This is a genomic window from Serratia sp. DD3, from assembly GCF_000496755.2.
Map to the genome: position 1 here is coordinate 59,091 of NZ_AYKS02000084.1, position 21,605 is coordinate 80,695.

Consider the following 21,605-nt stretch of genomic DNA (forward strand, 5'->3'; position numbering starts at 1 on the left):
TCAGTGATCAGTGCTTAGGGCTTGAACCCTGCCCAGATCCATTCAAGTTACCACTTGAGTGCGATGGGCAGTTCGAGCCCTGACTATTTTCGTGCTATTTATTTACGTACCAATAGCGTCAACACTTCATAGTGTGCCGTATGCGGGAACATATCAAACAACTGCACACGCTCAACGCGATAGTCAGGCAACAGGGTGATATCCTGCGCCATAGTCACCGCATTACAGCTTGAATAGAGAATATAGCCCGGTGCCATTGCATTAAGGTACTCGCAAAGTTCTTTGCCAATCCCCCGGCGTGGTGGGTTCACCAGCACCAGTTGCGGTACCGCCCCTTCAGCAAGAGCAAAACCGGTGGAATCCAGCGCTTGAAAATCAACCTGCTGTAAACCCAGTTTTTGGGCTGACAACTTAGCACAAGCGATCGCTTCTGGGTTAATTTCAATCCCGGTCAAGCGTGTTTGCGGTTGCGCACAGTGCAGACCAAAGCCCCCGACACCGCAGAAAAGATCCCACATACTGCTGATGCCCAATGCCTGCACCCAATCCCGTGCGGTCGCGTACAACTGCCCCGCTAGCTGTGGATTGGTCTGGAAGAAACTCTGGGGGCGAATATACAGCGGTACCTGATTAAATCGTTCCTCCAATACCTGCTGTTCGGTGAGCGGGATTTCACAATCGCTCTCCATAATCGCCATATGCACTGGCTGAATATTGGCAGAAATGACGGTCAACTGAGGTAATTGCTGCTGCAACCAGGGTAATGCCGCACGTAACTGAGCTAATTTTTTCTCAGAACGGAGCACAAAGCGCAGCATAAAACCGGCGCTGTGGGTACTTTCGGTTAATAACAGATACTTCAGTTCACCCCGTTTGCGGGCAACGTGATAAGGGGTCAACCCGGCACGAGGGATAAATTGCTTAAGTACAGCAAAGACCTCAGCAAAGCTGGCGGGGTACAGTGGGCAAGCACATAAATCAACCGGGGTTCCATCCCGGTGCAACATGCCAAGCAATGGGCGTTCAACGCTGCCGCTAACCACCATTTTTGCCTTGTTGCGAAATGCGCGTGGTTTACTCGCTACCGGCGCTAACCAATCGACCTGCTGGTGTGCCGCTAACAAGGATTGTAAGTGATGCTGTTTCTCAGCCAACTGCTGCGGATAGGGCTTTTCCAACCACTGACAGGAACGGCAGATATTCGCCTGATACAACGCGCAATGCATAAAGGGTAACCATCAAATCCGCAACACGAAGGGTGCAGATTGTAACACTTTACCGCACACCGTCGCTATTCAAGCTGCCGTTAGCGCTAGGATAAAGATATTTTCGTGGTGGTAAACGGAAACAGGAAATTGGAGGAATTTGATCAACCAGTGAACACGATTTAATGCAACATCGGCTGACGGGTGACCACTGGCGCGGCTTCTTCTTCATCGCCCATAAACAGCAGATCGTTGGCTCGTGCTTCCAGGATCAGCATGGAAATCTGCTCTTCTCCCTGCTGCATAAAATGGGCAAACTGTTCATAAGTTACCCCGACAGCAATGCTCAGCACTTGGCAAACAATCAGCTTAGGCAGATTGTCGTCCTGAATATCAACGAATGCCTTGATGGTCAATGAGCTGGCATTAATCTGGCTCAGATCAGCCACCAAGGGGATCAACGCGGTGGGCTTGACCTCTGCCAAGGCAGAAAACAGAATCACACCATCAATCAGATCAAGCTTGGCATCAAAGACACCATCAAAATTTTGCATATGTGGCAAGTGTAAGGCCTGACAAGAGTCACACTCAAAAAAAGAGACACCCAATTGATCCAGCCAACGTCGTAACAACGCCAAATCGGGGACAATGAGCGAATCCATAAATTACCAGCCTCACAAGCTTTAAAAACATAAACGGCGCATAGCTTACGGAATATTCAATCGATATGCCACGCCCAAAGGCGATAAATTCACAGATTTGATCATTTTTCTACGCCAACACGCCCAACTCGCCGCTGCGGTAACTTGAGCCAAACGTGCTTTAATTTCCTTTAAAACCACTAAATTCACTATATTTCAACCGCCTGACTTCAGGCAAAAGCCCGGGCGGCCACACTGCTCAATATATTCGACCATGATCCCGGCGATATCCAACCCGGTGGTATTTTCAATACCTTCCAACCCCGGCGAGGCATTGACCTCCATCACTAACGGGCCGCGATCAGCACGCAGAATATCAACGCCAGCCACATCTAGCCCCAGAGCGGCGACAGCCTTGATCGCCGTAGCACGTTCTTTGCTGGTGATCTGCACTCTGCGGGCGGTACCGCCACGGTGCAAATTTGAACGAAAATCGCCGGGTTTTGCCTGCCGTTCAATCGCGGCGATCACCCGCCCACCGACCACTAAACAACGAATATCACGCCCCTGTGCTTCGTGAATATACTCCTGCACCAATATATGGGCATTCAAGCCACGGAACGCATCAATCACGCTCTCTGCCGCTTGGCGGGTTTCGGCCAAAACCACGCCGATCCCCTGCGTGCCTTCCACCAGTTTGACCACCAACGGTGCGCCCCCCACCAATTCAATCAAATCCCCGGTATCATCTGGAGAATGGGCAAAACCGGTAATCGGCAGATCAATGCCTTGGCTGGCCAACAATTGTAGCGAACGCAGTTTATCGCGTGCGCGGGTGATGGCCACCGACTCGTTCAATGGATAACTGCCCAATAACTCAAACTGACGCAGCACCGCCGTACCGTAGAACGTAATAGCAGAACCGATGCGTGGAATAACGGCATCATAATGTTGCAGCTTACGGCCACGATAATGGATAGCTGGCGCTGCGGGGTTGACGTTCATATAGCAAGAAAGTGGGTCAATGATATCGATCTGATGCCCACGTTGCTCCGCCGCTTGGCGCAATCTTTTGCATGAATACAGCGAACCATCACGGGAAAGAATGGCAATTTTCACGGATCACTCCTGGAAACGTTGGTCAGTTACCCTGATCTTTTTTATCGTCATTGGGCAAAGAGCGCTGATCATGCTTGGGCGGCTTATCACCCAGCAGCAGGAAGCTCCCACCATGTACTACACGCCAGACCAAAAATACCGCCGCAGGCACCATCAGGGCCACACCAAGAAAAATCATCCCTACCGCCGCTTGCTGCGATGCCAGCATACCCGGTAAATGCACCCAATCATGGATGCTCATATAAGAGAGCACCAGCAACACCATGCCTAGCGCTTCAAGCAATAAAACAGTACGCGGTAACTTGCGGATTGAACGCATATATCGTCTCCTGAATGGTTGCACTCAGTGTAGTGAATTTACTCTCTTGGCAATAGCCCCACTGATTAATCGGTTCGATAAATCGAATTAACAGGCAGAAGCCGCTTTTTTTTGCCACTGACAACAGGCATAGTAAACGGCAATTTACTTTGCTAGATCTCAGTTATTACCCTAACAAACCAGGAGTATCATATGTTTGCTGTAATCTTCGGGCGTCCGAACTGTCCTTATTGTGTCCGTGCTAAAGAGTTGGCAGAGAAGTTGACTGAAGAGCGTGACGATTTTAATTTCCGTTACGTTGATATCCATGCAGAAGGTATCACCAAAGCCGATTTGGAAAAAACCGTCGGTAAGCCAGTTGAAACCGTGCCGCAGATTTTTCTTGATGAACAGCACATTGGCGGCTGCACCGACTTCGAAGCCTATGCCAAAGAGCATCTGGGCTTGTTTAAGTAATCGGCTGTTCTAAACTATTGCCGCTTTCGCTGACGCAACTGCTCCAGCGTTTGCGAAATCATCCGGATAAACAGGTATAGCATGGCACCCAGTACGCACCAGAATACGGCACTAACGGCATAAGCTAGTTCCTGCCAGAGTGAATAGCCAGGCAACAACCCGATGTAACGGATGATCAAACAGAGCGGCAATGCAATCAATGCACCCAGCAGCGGGCACAAAATGTGCTTTTTGATTGAAAGATAACTGGCAATCAGCCCCGGTATAACAAACAGCAACAAGCCGATCTCGCTTTGATGCTCAACAGCAGAATGGTTGACCGTGACACTTTTCTGGCTAAGAAAAACCAGACTAAACAGCAAGAAACTACTCACAATCCCCAACCAATAGCGATAATTTGCCATGCCCTTCTCCCCTTTAAACCAGTCACTACACTGCAGAAAAACAGCCTGACCACCCATCAAGTCATATGCCGCCGGCCTGGGCTGGCTTCACTAGCTGAAACTTTTCCCTGGTCAAAAAAAGTGAAATACATTAGCCGTTAAAATGGACTACTTATCCTCTGGCTTTACCACTTAGCGTGCTCTTATTGAAACAACTCGGCTATACGCTGGCTGTTACTCATCATAGCAGCTAGAATAAGCCCCGCTGTTCAATAGTTATACTCGTCACTAATCGAGCGGCAGCTATATTGGCTAACCTTTGCATCAATCTGGGTCGGTATCGGTTTTATCCCTATATTATAGGGTTAAATCTATACCTTAAAGTTTTCTATATCAAAAATTTACTGGTAAACAATAAGTTATCCTCCGTGAATATAAACGTCGCTAGTTTGTTAAACGGTAACTATATTCTGTTACTGTTTGTGGTTCTCGCTCTAGGGCTCTGCCTTGGAAAAATCCGCTTGGGCTCCATTCAATTAGGTAATGCGATTGGTGTTTTGGTGGTTTCACTGTTGCTGGGCCAGCAACACTTCAACATCAATACTGAAGCATTAAGCCTCGGCTTTATGTTGTTTATTTTTTGTGTTGGTGTCGAAGCTGGGCCCAATTTTTTCTCCATCTTTTTCCGTGATGGCAAAAACTATTTTATGCTGGCACTGGTGATGGTCGGTACCGCCATGCTGACAGCCATCGGGCTTGGTAAATTGTTCGATTGGGATATCGGCCTGACTGCCGGTATGCTGGCAGGTTCCATGACCTCCACCCCGGTATTGGTCGGTGCGGGGGATACGCTACGTAATACCATTAGCGATGGCCCCACACTGTTGGCCGCCCAAGATAATCTCAGCCTGGGCTACGCCCTGACTTATCTGATTGGCCTCGTCAGCCTGATTTTTGGCGCTCGCTACCTGCCCAAACTGCAGCACCAGGACCTTTCGACCTCCGCCCAGCAAATCACCCATGAGCGTGGCCTTGATACCGACAGCCAGCGCAAAGTTTACCTGCCAGTGATCCGCGCCTATCGGGTTGGCCAAGAGTTGGTGGCCTGGGCTGATGGCAAGAATCTGCGTGAACTGGGCATTTACCGGCAAACTGGCTGTTATATCGAACTCATTCGTCGTAACGGTATTCTGGCTACCCCAGACGGTGATGCCGTCCTGCAAATAGGGGATGAAATCTCACTGGTTGGTTACCCTGATGCCCATGCCCGGTTGGATCCCAGCTTTCGTAATGGTAAAGAAGTCTTCGATCGTGACCTGCTCAACATGCGCATCGTGACCGAAGAAATTGTAGTAAAAAACAGCAATGCGGTCGGTAAACGCCTGAGTCAACTGAAACTGACTGATAACGGTTGTTTCTTGAACCGCGTGATCCGCAGCCAGATTGAAATGCCGATTGATGACAGCATCGTGCTCAATAAAGGTGATGTGCTGCAAGTCAGTGGCGATGCTCGCCGGGTGAAAAGTGTGGCCGAGAAGATTGGTTTTATCTCGATCCACAGCCAAGTCACCGATCTGCTGGCATTCTGTGCCTTTTTTATCATCGGGCTATTAATTGGCCAGATCACTATCCAATTCAGTAATTTTTCGTTTGGTATTGGTAATGCCGCTGGGCTATTGATGTCTGGCATTATGCTAGGCTTTCTGCGTGCCAACCACCCTACTTTCGGTTACATCCCCCAGGGGGCACTGAATATGGTGAAAGAATTTGGCCTGATGGTGTTTATGGCGGGTGTTGGCCTAAGTGCCGGAGCCAGTATTGGTCACAGCCTGGGTGCCATTGGCGGGCAGATGCTGATTGCCGGGTTAATTGTCAGCTTGCTACCTGTGGTGATCTGTTTTTTATTCGGTGCCTATATTCTACGTATGAACCGCGCCTTACTGTTTGGTGCCATTATGGGTGCTCGCACCTGCGCCCCAGCGATGGACATCATCAGCGATACTGCCCGTAGTAATATTCCCGCTCTGGGTTACGCGGGCACCTACGCCATCGCTAATGTGTTGTTAACCTTGGCCGGTTCACTCATCGTAGTGATATGGCCGGGGATAATGGGGTAAAGCACGCACCAGAAAACACCCCTAAGATAAAATATTTATGATATTTCGATTATTAAGCAGAACTTTTCCAAATACTGATAGTCTGAGTTAGTGCCACTGCTTTTCTTTGATGTCCCCAATTTGTGGAGCCCGTTAATCCCGCCTTTTTAGGTTCAAGATTATCGGGTTTTTTATTGCCTAAAATTTATCGCCTTAGTTATCAATAAACTCGACACTCCATCGCCCTCTGGATCCCTGTTTAGCAGGGGGTGATAACTAACCTGAGCTCTGGATAAAAAATTGAACTAAGTGCCTGTTCCCAGATCCGATCTTTTGATGAAAAAATAAACGGATCAATCGAGCGGGGAACAGGCATGAACAAATTAGTAGAACTCTTCTGTGATGTGGATGATTTTGCAGGGTCTTAATCCCATTATGGGAGCAGCAGTGTCTGGAGAACGGTAGCCGCAAACGTCGACGCTCTTGCCGGATGAGTCCCAGCGAGATAATGACCATCCTTATCGCTTTTCATATGTCAAACCAAATGACGTCGCTGATAATGGCTTAACCAGACCTCAGGTTAACTATGCTGATGCTGACGCCCCTTCCCTAGCATAAATCCAACTCACCTAGTCACTTACATCCGCCAAAAACCCCGGTTAACACATTGCTAGTAATTGATAAACCACCATCCACATGTAAACTAAATACACCTAACCGTTTAACTTCTGTTTCTAAGCAATAAACGCAACCACTCTCTGTGCTAATCTTGCCGCTATGGGCCAAGACGATAATTTAACTTTTATGAAAGAGCATATAGATTTGGCTGGGTATATGCAGTTAGCCAAGCAACTTCAATCATTAACCGAATCTGAAACTGCCTTAAATGCTTTTATTATCAAGCATTTTGAAGAGCTCGCTTATTACGGCATCATTGATCTGGCGCAAAAAGCCGAAGTCAGTAAAGCGACAATTGGTCGCTATCTGAACAAGCTCGGCTTTACCGGCTATGCTGAGTTTAAAACCGCATTAAAGAATAATTTGCGCACTCATAACATCATGATTGCGCCGATTGAAGCCAGCAGAGTGAAGAATCAAAGCCAGGATGACAGTATCCAAGAGACGGCGCTCCGTTACATCAGTAATGTCACTCAGCTGATTCAACAATTCTCCGATGAGTTGGATGGCGATGCTCTGAAAAAACTGGCTAAGATGATCGCAGAAAAGCAGCGAACTATTTACGTTGTCGGCTCAGCCTCATCACGGGCGCTAGCCACACATTTTTCAACATTGCTAAAATACAGCCGTACTGAAGTGGTGCTGCTTCCTTTAGACAAAGCAGAGCTCCCTAAAGCGTTACTTGGCGTGTCACAACAGGATATTTTAGTGGCTTTTTCTTACTATCGCTTTAATCCAGTGGTTTTGGAAATAACCAAATATTTCAATAGTATAAAATCCAATGTGGTGGTGATAAGCAATACCCACTCCAACCCTTATGGTATCTATAGCGATATGCAGTTTATTTTGCCAAGTGATGTTGATTCAATCTTCCATAGCCGTACGATTGGCTTTTTGTTTATTGAGTTATTGCTGTATTTACTGCAAAAAGAGTGTCGAGATGATGATAATTTCGAGGATTTAGAAACGTTATTTAAATTCTTTGGTACTTACTCATGCACCGAATAGCTTAAATATACCCTTACTCAATGGTCGTACCTATGCTTACTGATTGTCTGGTGATGAGCCAAATTCGGCTCATCACCAGGGTAAATGCTTTAAGCCGCCAGTTGCTGCAATATCCGCATTAGTAATCGAATTCGCGGCTCGATCGATTCGAGTAACAGGTACTCTTTATCACTGTGAAAATGGCCACCTATTGCCCCCAAACCATCTATGGTAGGTATCCCTAAAATCGCCATGTGGTTGGCATCGGATCCACCGCCAGCAGAATGCCACTTGATATCAATTTCGAGCTCTTGTGCCAGTGTTTCAACCAGTTTCATCAATGATTCGGTACGCTCAGAGGGCATCATCGCTGGCTTATACACTTCCCGCTCTAAAGCCACCGATACCCCATCAATAAACGGGTTGGCTTGCATGCGCTTCAGCGCTGCATCAACCTGTTGATATTCTTCGTTACTCCAAAAGCGAACTTCAACAGCAGCATCGGCATACTCAGCTACCGTATTACTATTTGTGCCGCCTGACACAACCCCAACGTTTAACGTTGTACCCGAGTCAAAGTTGGTCATCCCATTGATGGCGACAATCCAATGTGCCAATTCTGTAATCGCACTACGACCATTTTGCGGTTCATTACCGGCATGGGCAGCAACGCCATGAAAATTCAGTTGATAACAAGCTCGCCCTTTGCGTGCCTTTACTAAACCGCCATCCGCTCGTGCCGCTTCAACCACCAATGCATGCTTGGCATGTTTAGCCACTGACTGAAGCCAAGCAACCGAATCTGCAGAACCGACTTCTTCATCAGGATTCATACACACGCAAATAGAACACTTATCGATCAGATCAGGCTCAAGATGACGTAGCGCATATACAATGTTTAGTAGCCCTGATTTCATATCAGCGACGCCAGGGCCATACGCTTTCTCATTATCATAAGACATAGGGCGCTGCGCCGCCGTGCCTTTTGCAAACACCGTGTCAAGGTGACCAACCAACATGATATCAATTTGTTCAGTATCTGGCTTATTGCGAATTTCCAGACCAACACCCGCTTTAGCACAATCGACACGTTTAACATACCAACCAGTCATAGCTTGAAATTTTTGTTCAAATTGACTGGCGACACATTCAATGCCTTCAAGGGTATAGGTACCGCAATCGACGTTGATCAGCGGTCGTAACTCTTCAAGATACTCCGCTAGATTAAATTTCATCATTCACTCCAAAATCCTAGAGTCGCCTTACGCCCCGATAAAAGTAATGATAAGTACCGTCAGCAACCCGCCTATCATCGGAATCGCGGTGCGTTTTACCAGTTCGAATGGCGGAATACCTGCCACCCCTGCACAAGCAATCACCACCCCAGCCACAGGAGAGAAAGAGCGGAAAATACCAGCAGAAAGTTGCATCGGTAACGCTAACGCAGCGGTGGAAACACCAACGTGAGCAGCAACATCAGGTGCTAAGTTAGAAAAACTAAAGAAGGCCGCATTGCCAGAACCTGACATAAGCGTTGTGATACCAATAATTGCCACAAGCACGATAACCATCATGATGTAGCCAAATCCAAGGTGGGCGGAAACACCCAACATGCCAGAAATAAAGCCTATCGCATCAAGACCAACCACAAAAGTTTGTGCTGCAATGATTAACGATACAACGCTAGCGAAGACATCCCCCATCCCTTGAAGGTAGACTTTCAACGAATCGGCTACTGCCTTGCCGTTTCGAGAATAAATAAAGTCACAGACCATTGCGACCGCAAGGCTAATAAACATCGCGGTGACCACGTCAATTTTAATCGAGGTAATCGCAAATTTACTGAATGTTAACAGCAATACCAGTGGCAAAACCGGTAAGATTGCAAACCACTGTGGTGCTTCACGCGCGGTATCCTCTTTGGCTTGCAGCTCGTAAGAGACACCTTTAACCTGATCTCGTTTATCAAACCACTTCTGACAAACAAAATGCAGCACAGCAATAACAAGTGCCGAGCAAATGCCAACAAATAATTGGTATTCAATAAAATATGAAGCGGCATCAATGCCAATCACTTCTGCCGCTTTGTTCGCAGCACCAGAAGCTGGGCCTAAATCTAAACATGCTGTTGTCGCCAATACCGCAGCAACAGAGGCGGGAGTGCAACCGATACCGACCAATACTGGATATAATGCAACCAGCAATAACATCGCTAATCCAACGGCACTTGGTATGAAAACGTTTAAAAACTGACCTAAGATGTACCCTAAAGCAAGAACTATATAGGGGTTTTTAATTGTAGAAAGCGGCTTAGTGGTCACTTTTACCAAAGCATTGGCTGCACCGATGTGCCCCATATACTTAGAAAAACCACCGACAGCCATAATAATCAGGCCTAAGTTGGCCAATGTTGAAGAAGTGATTGACTGAATAACAAAGAAAAAATCTACCAATACCGAACCCGTTGGCTTTGTCCCTTTTGGCAAAAAATCAGGCTCAGAAAAAAGGACACCGATCATCATCATCAAGAGACCAGTCCCAAATAATACCGCTTGGGTGTTATATTTCTTTATAATTAAGTATCCCGCACCAAACACTATGGGCAAGGCAAGCAGCGCAACCATATGCTTCTCCATAAGAAAACAGTTAATAACGCCTATCTTGAATTTATCCAGCTTGAAACGACATGAGAAGTGATCTTTCCCTAAAAAAACTGTGATATAGCGTGTAGTAACCGCATTTTCATACTGGATTTACATCTCAAAACAATAATCACTCCAATGTCACCCTGATATGCAGAATTTAATCCCACAGCGTTACTAATCAGTACGCTACTATGGTGCTGTGGTTGAAGGTTCAGTGTAAAAACTAGCATTTTGAGCTAAATCTAAGCGGTAATATATGGAATTGATTGAATAGTCATGAGAAATACCATTTCCCATTAACCGGTTTTAAATCACGACCCACACGCGGTTAACCATAAGAACGACCAAAACTCTATGGATGGCGTCATATTGATACTGCCTCGCGGGCACAGAGGCCATTGCTGGCCATCTTGGACTTACCTTTGCTCAGTAACCTCTCATACAACGCTTTCATGTGTGGATTGAAACCGATAGCCGTCAACGCCGCCATATATACTCGAATTATTTAGTGTATAGAGTAAGTGATTAGGGTGAGTAAAGGCAGCCAACACCGCTACAGTTTCATTGGTTACGGGTATACAGTTGGCGAGTTTTCTGGCGGGCCAGCCTTGGATAACCCAGCCATATTTCCGTCCGACAGACCAGAACAGCTTTCTATCGGCACACCGGATAAACCACCACTTGCGCTGCATTCGCAAAATGTCGACTTCCCCGCCTCAGGATCGATAGTCAAAATATTCTTAAAATTTTTTTTAGTCTTACAACCATAAAGACGAGAATTATTCTTATTTTTTCAATGTATTACACACAAAAGTAGCAAGCACGGAACAACAAAAATGTAATATTGTAGTGGCATACTGACAGACGAAACTATTAAAACAAGTTTCGGTATACATCTTCTTTACGAGGCTTTTATGAAAAAAAAAATACTCCCACTAACGCTTAGTCTAGCGTTGGCAATTTCTCTTGTTTCCGGTTGTGGCGATAGCGATAACTCGGTAGCAAATTCAACACCCGATACGCCGCAACCTCAGCCTATTTCCATACAGTTATTGCACACCAATGATCATCACTCTCATCTTGAAGGACAACCCTACACCTTAATGCTGGATTACGATCCCAATCAACAGGGTAATGAACCTGTTCAGGTTGATCTGGGAGGATTTGCCCGGATTGCTAATGCCATCAGTACATACCGTAATAACAATACGTTAGTGGTTAATAATGGGGAACTCAACGGTACCCTGTATTTCAGCTTGTTCAAAGGTGAAGCGGATTTTATGGTTTTCAATACGCTGGGTCTAGATGCCTACCAGCTTGGTAACCATGAGTTTGATGAAGGGGATGCCAGGTTAGCTGAGTTGATCGCCATGGCCGATTTTCCCATTCTTTCTGCCAACATTCACCCTCAACCAGCCAGCCCCCTTTATGGATCAGACATTAAACCATATATTATCAAAGAGATAGATGGAGAAAAGGTCGCGATTATTGGTGTTATTAAAGTAGAAAAAACCAAAGAGTCTTCAATGGTTTCTGATGACGTGGATTTTTCAGAAGAGTTTTCCTCCACTGAAAAATATGTCAAAGAAGTGGAAGCTTTAGGTATTAATAAAATTTTAGTAATCAGCCACCTTGGCTATGATTTTGATAAAAAATTAGCAGCATCAATAGATGGTATTGACCTGATTATTAGCGGTGACACACATGAGTTGCTTGATTCGACTGGTGAAATTGAGGCATTAGGGATTACAGCACAAGGCCCTTATCCCACTATTGTCAACAATACCAAGGGCGAGCCAGTCTATATTGTGGAAGCATGGGAATATGCCAAAGCACTCGGCGTGTTGAATATTGATTTTGATGCGAGTGGCAAGGTTCTAAAGGCGGCAGGTAACCCTGAATTACTAGTGGGTGGCCCTTATAAAGTGAAGGATAGCAGCAATAATTGGGTTTTAGCTACCGCAGCAGAAGAAACCGCAATTTCAACAGCCATCAGTCAACTGAAGGTAGTCAAAGAAATGGAACCCTCCGCTGAAATTATGGCCGTTATTCAACCTTACAAAACTCAAATAGAGTCATTCGTGACACAAAAAATCGGGTCTGTTACCACACCACTTGGCTTCGAACGCATCCCCACGCCATTTGCTTCAGGCTCTGAACCAAATGGAAGCTTTGCAGCCCAGGTCGTTGCCGATGCCTTCCTGCAATACATACCAAATGCAGATTTTGCGATACAGAATGCAGGTGGGGTTCGTGCACCATTTAATCAAGGCGAATTTACAGTAGCAGATGCTTACACCGTACTCCCCTTTTCCAACAAGATAACCACAATCAAAATCAAAGGTAAGGATGTGGTTCAGGTCCTTGAAGAGGCGTTGAATTATTCGCAAGGCCTTTCTGGTTCAACCGGAGCATTCCCATATGCTTCTAACCTTCGTTACGATGTGGTATTAGGCAGACCAGCGGGTGAAGGTATCCGTAATGTTGAAGTAAGAGATCGGAAAACAGGTGCTTGGGCCCCTATCGATCTGGAAAAAACCTACGTAGTAGTGACAAATTCATTCACAGCCCTCGGCAAAGATGGCTATGTCACGTTTGGTCGCTTGCGCGGAGAGAATCCAGCGAACTTCTCGGATTCTGATGCAAGTTATTCCATTCCATTAATCGAGTATTTTCTTAAAGTACTGCCTGACTCTACACTATCTCCCCCAGAGTCAGACAATTTCAGCCTAAAATCAGTTTCTCATTAAGCTGAAGTCTGGTTAAGCCATCGTCAATGCCATCATTTCTGAATGGTTCAGCTTGATTGATGGCTTATCCTCTTTGAAACAATATGCCACTAACCCGCATACTCTATTCGTAACCGCCGTTAAATCGGCATACTTACCCTATCCATACTGCGGCACATTTTTTGAATAAGAGGCCAAGTCAATGTTCCAAGGCAACAACACCTCGACTCTCTCCAACGTATCAGCCCCACCAATGCGCTCCAGCACATGTAGGATATAGCAGTGCGCTGGGCCCCACGATAACCTCGTTACCATCGCCTTCAAACACCGCTTTTCCTGGCAATATTCAATGACTTTTAATTGGGCGGGCATATTAATTTATGTGATCACCAAGCAACCAGTCTCAAATAGTCACCCAACCTGTCGGCCAGCACTGACCGGCAGGTTGATATATCAACCAGACACTATTTTATCACTGCACGACCCATCGTTTCACTGGCTGACCATATGCGGTAGCGCACTTCAACGTCTTTGGGGACATAAACCACGATAGGTAGGCGGCTGTTATAACGCTGCATGGCCTGTTCACCTAAATTGGCGGCAATAAACTCCTGGCGCTTGGTGTCGTCGGCACAAGCCATCATGGTGGACGCCAGCGGCGAAAGTTTGGTCAAGACAAAGTAGTTATAACCCCATCCCTCCAATGTTTTGCTATCCAGCGCTCCCCCCATCATATGGCGGTTACAATCCACTTCCAGCGTTTTACCAATCAGTAATTCAACCTTAAAGTTTTCTTCATTCTCCTTCTGAGGTAAATAGATGACCTGCCGAGTCATGCCTTTCTCAGCTTTAGGGAATGGCGCTACTTTTTCCAGCGGTTGCTGCTGAAGATCTTCCTGTGTGGTTGTTGCGGCAATAGTTGTTGCAGCGAGAGCATTAGCAGAAGCAGCCATCAGCAAGCTGCTAACAAGCAAAGATATTTTGTTCATTTGTTATCCTTTTAAAACAGGGTGTCACATGCGTTCGATTAACGTAATTTATATCATAATAGCCTGAAACTGACAGATTGTTGTCTTCCCCCCCCACGAAGCTCGTCATAGAGGAGCATCTGGTCGTCTCAGCGACCGTCACCGAGTCTCACTTGAATCAATCATCAACAACAATACAAATTATTACCCCGCCAAAGCAACATGACACCCCACTCGGATACACTCACCTCGCCAATGTTATTTAAATAACATTAAAGAATGAACCATGAAATCAACTGATAGAAAACTACCCTAATCAGCCGAAATACGGCGATTTAAGCACTATTAATCATCACCCCTCAATGTTAGGATAATAACATTACTGATTGTTTCATTGCTTAAACCTGAGCCAAACAGGGTTATTGCGGCCACCAACTGCCGGAAAAAACCTGGCTATATCACTTCCTTTGAGGAACCAACATGACTGATTATGCTCGTTATATTGACCATACTTTACTGGCGATGGACGCGACCGAAAGCCAGATCGCCAAATTGTGTGAAGAAGCACAACAACATAATTTTTATGCTGTCTGCGTGAACTCAGGTTATGTACCGCTAGCAGCCCACCTGTTACAAGACTGCGAAGTTAAAGTATGCTCAGTCATCGGTTTCCCACTGGGTGCCGGTTTGAGCGTCGCCAAAGCTTATGAAGCCAAAGCGGCTATTGCTGCTGGTGCACAAGAAATTGATATGGTTATCAACGTCGGCTGGCTGAAAAGTGGCTTGCTGGATCAGGTCAGCGCCGATATTGCCGCCGTACGTGAAGTTTGTGCCGCCATCCCACTGAAAGTCATATTAGAAACTTGCCTACTCAGTGATGCTGAAATCGTTCAAGTGTGTGAAATATGTCGCCAGCTTGATGTCGCTTTCGTTAAAACCTCTACGGGTTTTAGCACTGGCGGTGCGCGTGAAGAGCACGTCAAACTGATGCGCGCCACGGTGGGCAGTGAAATGGGGGTTAAAGCTTCGGGCGCGGTGCGTGATCGGGCTACCGCAGAGAAAATGATTGCCGCAGGAGCTACACGCATTGGTACCAGCTCCGGGGTTGCCATTGTCTCCGGCGACAGTGCCAAGGCCGGGAGTTACTAATTTTCGCCCCCCGTGGAAACGCGGTTTATCGTGCCCCGAAGCGGAATGAAGCCCAAGGATGGGCAGAACAACTTACTCAACAGACAATGGTTTAAATAGCGATGGATATCACTGATGGAAACACCACGGGAAACACGCATTAACCAATTAACGCAAGCGTTAAAGCGTGCAGACAAAATCCATTTGAAAGAGGCCGCCATACTACTAGGCGTTTCGGAAATGACCATCCGTCGTGACCTGAGCAGTGAACCTGCGGCAATCGTCTTGTTGGGGGGCTATATCGTCGCCGACCCACGGATCAATAACGTCAGCCAATATCTAGTTTCTGACCAACAAAACCGGCAGGTAACCGAAAAGCAACGCATTGGTATGTTGGCTGCCCCTCTGATCAACGAAAATGACACCGTGTTCTTTGATTGCGGTACCACAATCCCAGCGATCATCAACACCATTGACGATGCCCTGCCCTTTACCGCCATCTGTTACTCACTCAATACCTTTCTGGTACTGCAACAGAAAGCCAACTGCAAGGTGATCCTGTGCAGTGGTGAATTCAAACCCAATAACGCTATTTTTACCGCCGTAGGCCAGCATAATGAGCTGGACCATATCTGCCCCAATATCGCCTTTATCTCTGCCGCAGGTGTTAGCTTGCAGCAAGGTGCCACCTGTTACAACTTTGATGAATTACAAATGAAGCACAAAGCATTAGCCAGGGCACAGCAAAAAATTTTGGTGGCAGATCACAGCAAGTTTGCCCATACCAAACCTGCCTGCATTGGGCCACTCACGCTGTTTGATCGTGTCATCACCGACCGCCAACCTAAGCCTGAATTTATCCATTACTTCACTGAACAGGGGATTAGCTTGCGGTTTTAAATTTCCTTTATTGAATTGATGGCGCCCATTAATTGCGTCACAGGCAAATTAACAAATCGGCTTGTCATGTCTCTGAATAACAAGAATTAAGATCTTATTAATAATGATAAGCAAACATGTCATTGATTCATAGAAATGACATCCTATTTTTGCTGCACAATCAATAATTTATTTACCGATAAATCTCATTGTTGCCCTCTTCGATATCAGTATGATTCTGTTGAAAAATAATCAAGACTATTTTTATCAGATAGCAAGATAACTATCTTCACACCAAACAGTTCAACCTCACCTTCTCTAATTCAACAAAAAATAACTTAAAAACAATATGTTATTAATAATGCATAAAATATAAAATGTGACCCAAGTCATCAAATTAAATTATTTCGATTTTTTAGCTAGATCAATCCATAAAGATAAAATATATTGCCGCCCCTAATCACGGATACAGACGTTTATCTTGCAAAATCACCACAAAGCAACACAAAGCAACACAAAGCAACACAAAGCAACACAAACATTAAAATAACAAAAATCAAACAAAATGCACGCAATGTTATTAATTATCACAATAATCGCACAAATCATGAGACATAAAACAATTAATAGCACAATTCACGCATTTGAGAGTGAGATCACGGTAGAAAATGCTAACAAGCGTTATCTTGCCGCCAGCAAAAATCGATGGGTAACCGCCTAACAGTGATAATAATATCTCGCAGCCATATAGCGACCAAGTTTCATTTAGCTGATACCGCTATTTATGCCTAATCATTATCATCCTAACAAATAACCAAGGGGAAATTTGACTCTAACGACTTTCAATAAATTCAGGGTTCATATAAACAGCTAGGCACCGCCCCGCACGGACACATCAGGCATAAGATTAATAATTCGCCAGGGACATAGAGATTAACGATGTAACTGGTGCAAACAAACATGCAGCTAAACCCATGACGACGTTCCAGAACATCCCAATATATTGTGGATGCCATGTCTATTATTTCGCCCATGGATTTAACCTTACGTTTTATTGCAAATTTTAAATTAATTGCTTCACCTCGGAGATATTTATGGATTCTGTAGAAATTGGCACTGTAGCCTCTGCGGCATCGCCTTCCAGCAAAACCTGGCGCAAAACTGACACCATGTGGATGCTGGGTCTTTATGGTACCGCTATTGGTGCGGGTGTGCTTTTCCTACCGATCAATGCGGGTATTGGTGGCTTGATCCCTTTGATTATTATGGCGATTATCGCCTTTCCAATGACCTTCTTTGCCCACCGCGGCCTGTGCCGTTTCGTGCTTTCCGGCAAAAACCCCGGGGAAGATATCACTAAAGTGGTTGAGGAACATTTTGGTATCAGTGCAGGTAAGCTGATCACGTTGCTTTACTTCTTCGCTATCTACCCGATTCTGCTGGTTTACAGTGTTGCCATCACCAATACCGTTGACAGTTTTATCACCCACCAATTAGGCATGACACCGCCACCGCGCGCCATTCTGTCACTGATCCTGATCGCCGGGCTGATGACAATTGTCCGCTTCGGTGAAGAAGCGATTGTTAAAACCATGAGTATTTTGGTGTTCCCGTTTGTCGGCGTACTGATGTTACTAGCGTTGTACCTGATCCCAAACTGGAGTGGGGCCATTTTCGAAAATGTCTCACTGGCTGGCTCTGGCGATGGCTTAAGCCATGGTTTTGTGATCACCCTGTGGTTAGCTATCCCAGTAATGGTATTCTCATTCAACCACTCGCCGATTATCTCTGCGTTTGCCGTCGCCAAACGTGAAGAATACGGCGTAGATGCTGAGAAGAAATGTTCACGCATCCTGGCTTATTCCCATATCATGATGGTGCTGACCGTGATGTTCTTCGTCTTCAGTTGCGTGCTGAGCCTCTCCCCAGCGGATCTAGCGGAAGCCAAAGCCCAGAACATTTCTATTCTCTCTTATCTGGCCAACCACTTTAACAACCCGATGATCGCCTACATTGCACCGGTGATCGCCTTTATCGCCATTACCAAATCGTTCTTGGGCCACTACCTGGGTGCCCGTGAAGGCTTTAATGGCATGATCAGCAAATCGATGAAGAGCCGTGGCAAAACCATCAGTACCCAGAAACTGAACCGTATTACAGCAATCTTTATGCTGGTGACTACCTGGATCGTTGCCACCATGAATCCAAGTATTTTGGGGATGATTGAAAACCTCGGTGGCCCAATTATCGCCATGCTGTTGTTCCTGATGCCGATGTATGCAATCCGTAAAGTGCCGGCCATGCGCAAGTACAGCGGCCCTATCAGCAACATCTTTGTGGTCGTGATGGGGTTAGTTGCGATGTCTGCCATTCTCTACACCTTGTTTAGTTAATCAGGTTTGGTTAATCAGGTTTAGTTAATCACATTCAGCCGGTGCCCTAAGGGGCATCGGTATTCTCGAATCATTTTTCCTTTCCTCACCTAACCACTGCGACGCCCTAGGTTCCAAGCAGTGACGGATGAAAGGGTATTAACTTGAAGAAGGCAGCGAAACTATGGTCAGCGTTTTCGATATTTTTAAAATTGGTATCGGCCCATCCAGTTCCCATACCGTTGGCCCAATGAAGGCAGGCAAACAGTTTGTCGATGATTTGATTAATGCCGGGCAACTCCACATCACCACCAGAGTAGTGGTTGATGTTTATGGTTCGCTGTCACTGACAGGTAAAGGCCACCATACCGATATTGCTATTATCATGGGGCTGGCGGGTAATCTACCGCACGATGTGGATATCGATAGCATTAGCAGTTTTATCCACAATGTAGAACAGAGCGGCCGTCTGTTGCTGGCTAACGGCACACATGAAGTTGATTTCCCACCTTCTGGAGGGATGAACTTCCACAACAGCAATCTACCACTGCACGAGAATGGGATGCGCATCAGCGCTTATGCTGGCGAGCAGTTACTGTATAGCAAAACCTACTACTCCATCGGTGGTGGCTTTATTGTTGACGAAGAGCATTTTGGTCAACCCGCCAGTGATAACCAAACTATCCCCTACCCATACCGCTCGGCACAAGAGCTACAACAGCACTGCAAAGAGAACGGGCTTTCCCTTTCCGGCCTGGTGATGCAGAACGAACTGGCATTACGTAGCAAAGAAGAAATCGAGGAACATTTTGCCAATGTCTGGCAGGTGATGCGCACCGCGATTGAGCGGGGTATGAATACAGAAGGTCTACTGCCTGGCCCAATGAAGATTCAGCGCCGGGCCGCCTCATTACGCCGTATTCTGGTCACGGGGGATAAAAACAATATCGACCCGATGAACGTGGTGGATTGGATCAATATGTTTGCCTTTGCGGTTAATGAAGAAAATGCCGCAGGGGGACGAGTAGTGACCGCGCCTACCAATGGGGCTTGTGGCATTATTCCGGCAGTGCTGGCCTACTATGATCAGTTTATCCGCCCAGTGAATACCAACTCCTACAGCCGTTTCTTCCTCACTGCTGGTGTCATTGGTACCTTGTATAAAATGAATGCCTCAATTTCTGGTGCCGAAGTGGGTTGCCAAGGTGAAGTGGGCGTTGCCTGTTCTATGGCCGCTGCTGGGCTGGCTGAATTGATGGGCGGCAGCCCGGCACAGGTGTGTATCGCGGCAGAAATAGCCATGGAACATCACCTGGGTTTGACCTGCGACCCTCTGGCTGGACAGGTTCAGGTGCCTTGTATTGAGCGTAACGCCATTTCTGCCGTAAAGGCGGTTAATGCGGCCCGCATGGCACTACGCCGTACCAGTGAACCGCGCGTCTGCCTGGATAAAGTGATCGAAACCATGTACGAAACCGGTAAAGATATGAATGCTAAATACCGTGAAACATCACAAGGCGGTTTGGCAATCAAAGTGGTGGCCTGTAATTAATCTTGCCGATTATTAACCTTGCCAGTCTTTAATCTTTCCTGTCATTAACATTTCCTGTCATTAACATTTCCTGTCATTAACAACGAAAAGGGCAGACCAAACTGTCTGCCCTTTTTTGCTAACTCGCCTCGCTAGCTGATTCAGCCAAAGATGCCGCCAAACCACTGGCTCAGTTTCATCATGACAAAATCCCATATACGGCTGAAGAAGTTCCCTTCTTTGACTTCCTGCATCACCACCAGCGGGTACTGTGCAATGGTTTTACCATCCAGTTGGTAATCGATGGTGCCAACAACCTGATTTTTCGCCAACGGCGCTTCCAGTGTCGGCGGGTCAAGTTTGTAGCTGGCTTTCAGGTTTTTCATCTGCCCTTTAGGCAGAGTAACCGCAGCATCTGTCGCCACACCGAGTGGCACTTCATTCACATCACCAAACCATACTTTTTGCGTTACAAATGCTTTATCCGCCTTGATAGGTATCGCCGTTTCATAGAAACGGAAGCCCCAGGTCAATAATTTTTCACTTTCACTAAAGCGAACACTGTCATTCGGTGCCCCCAATACCACTGAAATCAGGCGCATTGGGCCATCGGTCGCCGAGGCCACCAAGTTATGCCCGGCACCACTGGTATAACCCGTCTTGATACCATCAACTGCCAGATTGCTATTCCACAACAGTCGGTTACGGTTTACTTGGCGAATTTTGTTAAATGTGAACTCTTTCTCTTTATGCAACGCATACTCGTCCGGTACATCACGGATCAGCGCCTGACTCAACAATGCCATATCGCGCGCTGTACTGTATTGCCCCTCCGCATCCAGGCCATGTACCGTTAGAAAGTGCGTATTTTGTAAACCTAAGGATTTGGCATAATTATTCATCAAGCTAACAAAGGCATCCTGGCTACCCGCAACAAAATCTGCCAAGGCAATGCTGGCATCATTACCGGATTGGATAACAATCCCTTTATTCAATTCAGAGACCGGCACCCGGTCACCCGGCTTGATAAACATTAACGATGAGCCACGTAAGGTCGGGTTCCCCGTGGCCCAGGCATCTTTCCCCACAGTAACCAGCGCGTCCGGTTTGATTTTACCGGCTTTCATCGCCTGACCAATCACATAGCTGGACATGATTTTAGTCAGGCTCGCGGGGTCCAGCCGGGTATCGGCATTACCCTCTGCCAAAATCTTGCCACTGCTATAATCCATCAGCACATAAGCTTTAGCATTAATTTGTGGAATTTCAGCAGGTTCTGCCGCATAGGCAGTGGGAGCTGCCAATAAGATGGCACCGACACTGAAGGCCAGTTTATAAAAAGAGACAGATAAGATTTTATTTCTCATAATGTTGCCAGAGTACCCATTAAACTCATGAAATAACTTTAATTTTCAAATAAAGCTATCCGTTCTATCAACCGACGAGAACGACCGAATGCCAACCCTCAT

18 protein-coding genes and 1 pseudogene are annotated in these 21,605 nt (G+C 46.4%); 10 read left to right on the forward strand and 9 right to left on the reverse strand.

Going from position 1 to position 21,605, the window contains the following annotated elements:
* Positions 1 to 98: 98 nt before the first annotated feature.
* The 4 genes from rlmC to IO95_RS16330 form a co-directional block, all read right to left on the reverse strand.
* Complete coding sequence (gene rlmC / locus IO95_RS16315) at positions 99 to 1,226, reverse strand: 23S rRNA (uracil(747)-C(5))-methyltransferase RlmC (RefSeq protein ID WP_023491968.1); 1,128 nt, start codon at positions 1,224 to 1,226, stop codon at positions 99 to 101.
* 161 nt (positions 1,227 to 1,387) lie between these two features.
* Positions 1,388 to 1,867 carry a YbjN domain-containing protein gene (locus tag IO95_RS16320; RefSeq protein ID WP_023491969.1) on the reverse strand — a complete coding sequence of 160 codons (480 nt, stop codon included), beginning with the start codon at positions 1,865 to 1,867 and terminating at the stop codon, positions 1,388 to 1,390.
* Between the two features lie 195 nt (positions 1,868 to 2,062).
* Positions 2,063 to 2,965, reverse strand: coding sequence for a 30S ribosomal protein S6--L-glutamate ligase (rimK, locus tag IO95_RS16325; RefSeq protein ID WP_023491970.1), 903 nt, complete (start codon positions 2,963 to 2,965; stop codon positions 2,063 to 2,065).
* Between the two features lie 22 nt (positions 2,966 to 2,987).
* Positions 2,988 to 3,284: a DUF1418 family protein gene (locus IO95_RS16330; protein WP_023491971.1), complete on the reverse strand. Its 297-nt coding sequence runs from the start codon at positions 3,282 to 3,284 to the stop codon at positions 2,988 to 2,990.
* A 192-nt stretch (positions 3,285 to 3,476) separates the two neighbouring features.
* On the opposite strand from IO95_RS16330, the gene IO95_RS16335 reads away from it, so the two are divergent.
* The gene (locus IO95_RS16335) at positions 3,477 to 3,740 is read left to right on the forward strand and encodes a GrxA family glutaredoxin (protein WP_023491972.1); all 264 of its coding nucleotides are present in this window, start codon (positions 3,477 to 3,479) and stop codon (positions 3,738 to 3,740) included.
* A gap of 14 nt (positions 3,741 to 3,754) precedes the next feature.
* Here the strand turns inward: IO95_RS16335 and IO95_RS16340 are convergent, their stop codons facing one another.
* Complete coding sequence (locus tag IO95_RS16340; RefSeq protein WP_023491974.1) at positions 3,755 to 4,144, reverse strand: inner membrane protein YbjM; 390 nt, start codon at positions 4,142 to 4,144, stop codon at positions 3,755 to 3,757.
* Positions 4,145 to 4,551: 407 nt separating this feature from the next.
* On the opposite strand from IO95_RS16340, the gene IO95_RS16345 reads away from it, so the two are divergent.
* The 3 genes and pseudogenes from IO95_RS16345 to IO95_RS16350 all read left to right on the forward strand — a co-directional run bounded on the left by IO95_RS16345 (position 4,552) and on the right by IO95_RS16350 (position 7,905).
* Complete coding sequence (locus tag IO95_RS16345; RefSeq protein ID WP_037386208.1) at positions 4,552 to 6,240, forward strand: aspartate:alanine antiporter; 1,689 nt, start codon at positions 4,552 to 4,554, stop codon at positions 6,238 to 6,240.
* Positions 6,241 to 6,593: 353 nt separating this feature from the next.
* Positions 6,594 to 6,760 (forward strand): annotated as a pseudogene (locus IO95_RS26135) (IS982 family transposase); the annotation flags it as partial.
* Between the two features lie 263 nt (positions 6,761 to 7,023).
* Entirely contained in the window at positions 7,024 to 7,905 is an 882-nt protein-coding gene (locus IO95_RS16350; protein WP_037386212.1) for a MurR/RpiR family transcriptional regulator, read from the forward strand.
* A gap of 89 nt (positions 7,906 to 7,994) precedes the next feature.
* Here the strand turns inward: IO95_RS16350 and IO95_RS16355 are convergent, their stop codons facing one another.
* Both IO95_RS16355 and dcuC read right to left on the reverse strand, forming a co-directional pair.
* Positions 7,995 to 9,122, reverse strand: coding sequence for a M20 family metallopeptidase (locus tag IO95_RS16355; protein WP_235186781.1), 1,128 nt, complete (start codon positions 9,120 to 9,122; stop codon positions 7,995 to 7,997).
* Positions 9,123 to 9,146: 24 nt separating this feature from the next.
* The gene (dcuC, locus tag IO95_RS16360) at positions 9,147 to 10,508 is read right to left on the reverse strand and encodes a C4-dicarboxylate transporter DcuC (RefSeq protein ID WP_023492742.1); all 1,362 of its coding nucleotides are present in this window, start codon (positions 10,506 to 10,508) and stop codon (positions 9,147 to 9,149) included.
* A gap of 551 nt (positions 10,509 to 11,059) precedes the next feature.
* On the opposite strand from dcuC, the gene IO95_RS25280 reads away from it, so the two are divergent.
* The gene (locus tag IO95_RS25280; RefSeq protein WP_152554956.1) at positions 11,060 to 11,299 is read left to right on the forward strand and encodes a hypothetical protein; all 240 of its coding nucleotides are present in this window, start codon (positions 11,060 to 11,062) and stop codon (positions 11,297 to 11,299) included.
* A gap of 144 nt (positions 11,300 to 11,443) precedes the next feature.
* Positions 11,444 to 13,279 carry a bifunctional UDP-sugar hydrolase/5'-nucleotidase gene (locus tag IO95_RS16365; RefSeq protein ID WP_023492679.1) on the forward strand — a complete coding sequence of 612 codons (1,836 nt, stop codon included), beginning with the start codon at positions 11,444 to 11,446 and terminating at the stop codon, positions 13,277 to 13,279.
* Between the two features lie 443 nt (positions 13,280 to 13,722).
* Here IO95_RS16365 and eco read toward each other — a convergent pair whose 3' ends face one another.
* On the reverse strand, positions 13,723 to 14,247 hold the full coding sequence (eco, locus tag IO95_RS16370) for a serine protease inhibitor ecotin (protein ID WP_023492680.1): 525 nt from the start codon (positions 14,245 to 14,247) through the stop codon (positions 13,723 to 13,725).
* Between the two features lie 459 nt (positions 14,248 to 14,706).
* On the opposite strand from eco, the gene deoC reads away from it, so the two are divergent.
* The 4 genes from deoC to IO95_RS16390 all read left to right on the forward strand — a co-directional run bounded on the left by deoC (position 14,707) and on the right by IO95_RS16390 (position 20,157).
* Positions 14,707 to 15,375 (forward strand): deoxyribose-phosphate aldolase, encoded by a 669-nt coding sequence (gene deoC / locus IO95_RS16375; protein ID WP_023492681.1) that lies wholly within the window; start codon positions 14,707 to 14,709, stop codon positions 15,373 to 15,375.
* Between the two features lie 114 nt (positions 15,376 to 15,489).
* A complete protein-coding gene (gene deoR, locus IO95_RS16380; protein ID WP_023492682.1) occupies positions 15,490 to 16,254 on the forward strand; it encodes a DNA-binding transcriptional repressor DeoR in 765 nt (254 codons plus the stop codon).
* A gap of 1,073 nt (positions 16,255 to 17,327) precedes the next feature.
* On the forward strand, positions 17,328 to 18,626 hold the full coding sequence (locus IO95_RS16385; RefSeq protein ID WP_023492684.1) for an HAAAP family serine/threonine permease: 1,299 nt from the start codon (positions 17,328 to 17,330) through the stop codon (positions 18,624 to 18,626).
* A gap of 163 nt (positions 18,627 to 18,789) precedes the next feature.
* Positions 18,790 to 20,157: an L-serine ammonia-lyase gene (locus IO95_RS16390; protein WP_023492685.1), complete on the forward strand. Its 1,368-nt coding sequence runs from the start codon at positions 18,790 to 18,792 to the stop codon at positions 20,155 to 20,157.
* Positions 20,158 to 20,297: 140 nt separating this feature from the next.
* Here IO95_RS16390 and IO95_RS16395 read toward each other — a convergent pair whose 3' ends face one another.
* Positions 20,298 to 21,503 (reverse strand): serine hydrolase, encoded by a 1,206-nt coding sequence (locus IO95_RS16395; RefSeq protein WP_023492686.1) that lies wholly within the window; start codon positions 21,501 to 21,503, stop codon positions 20,298 to 20,300.
* Between the last annotated feature and the right edge of the window lie 102 nt (positions 21,504 to 21,605).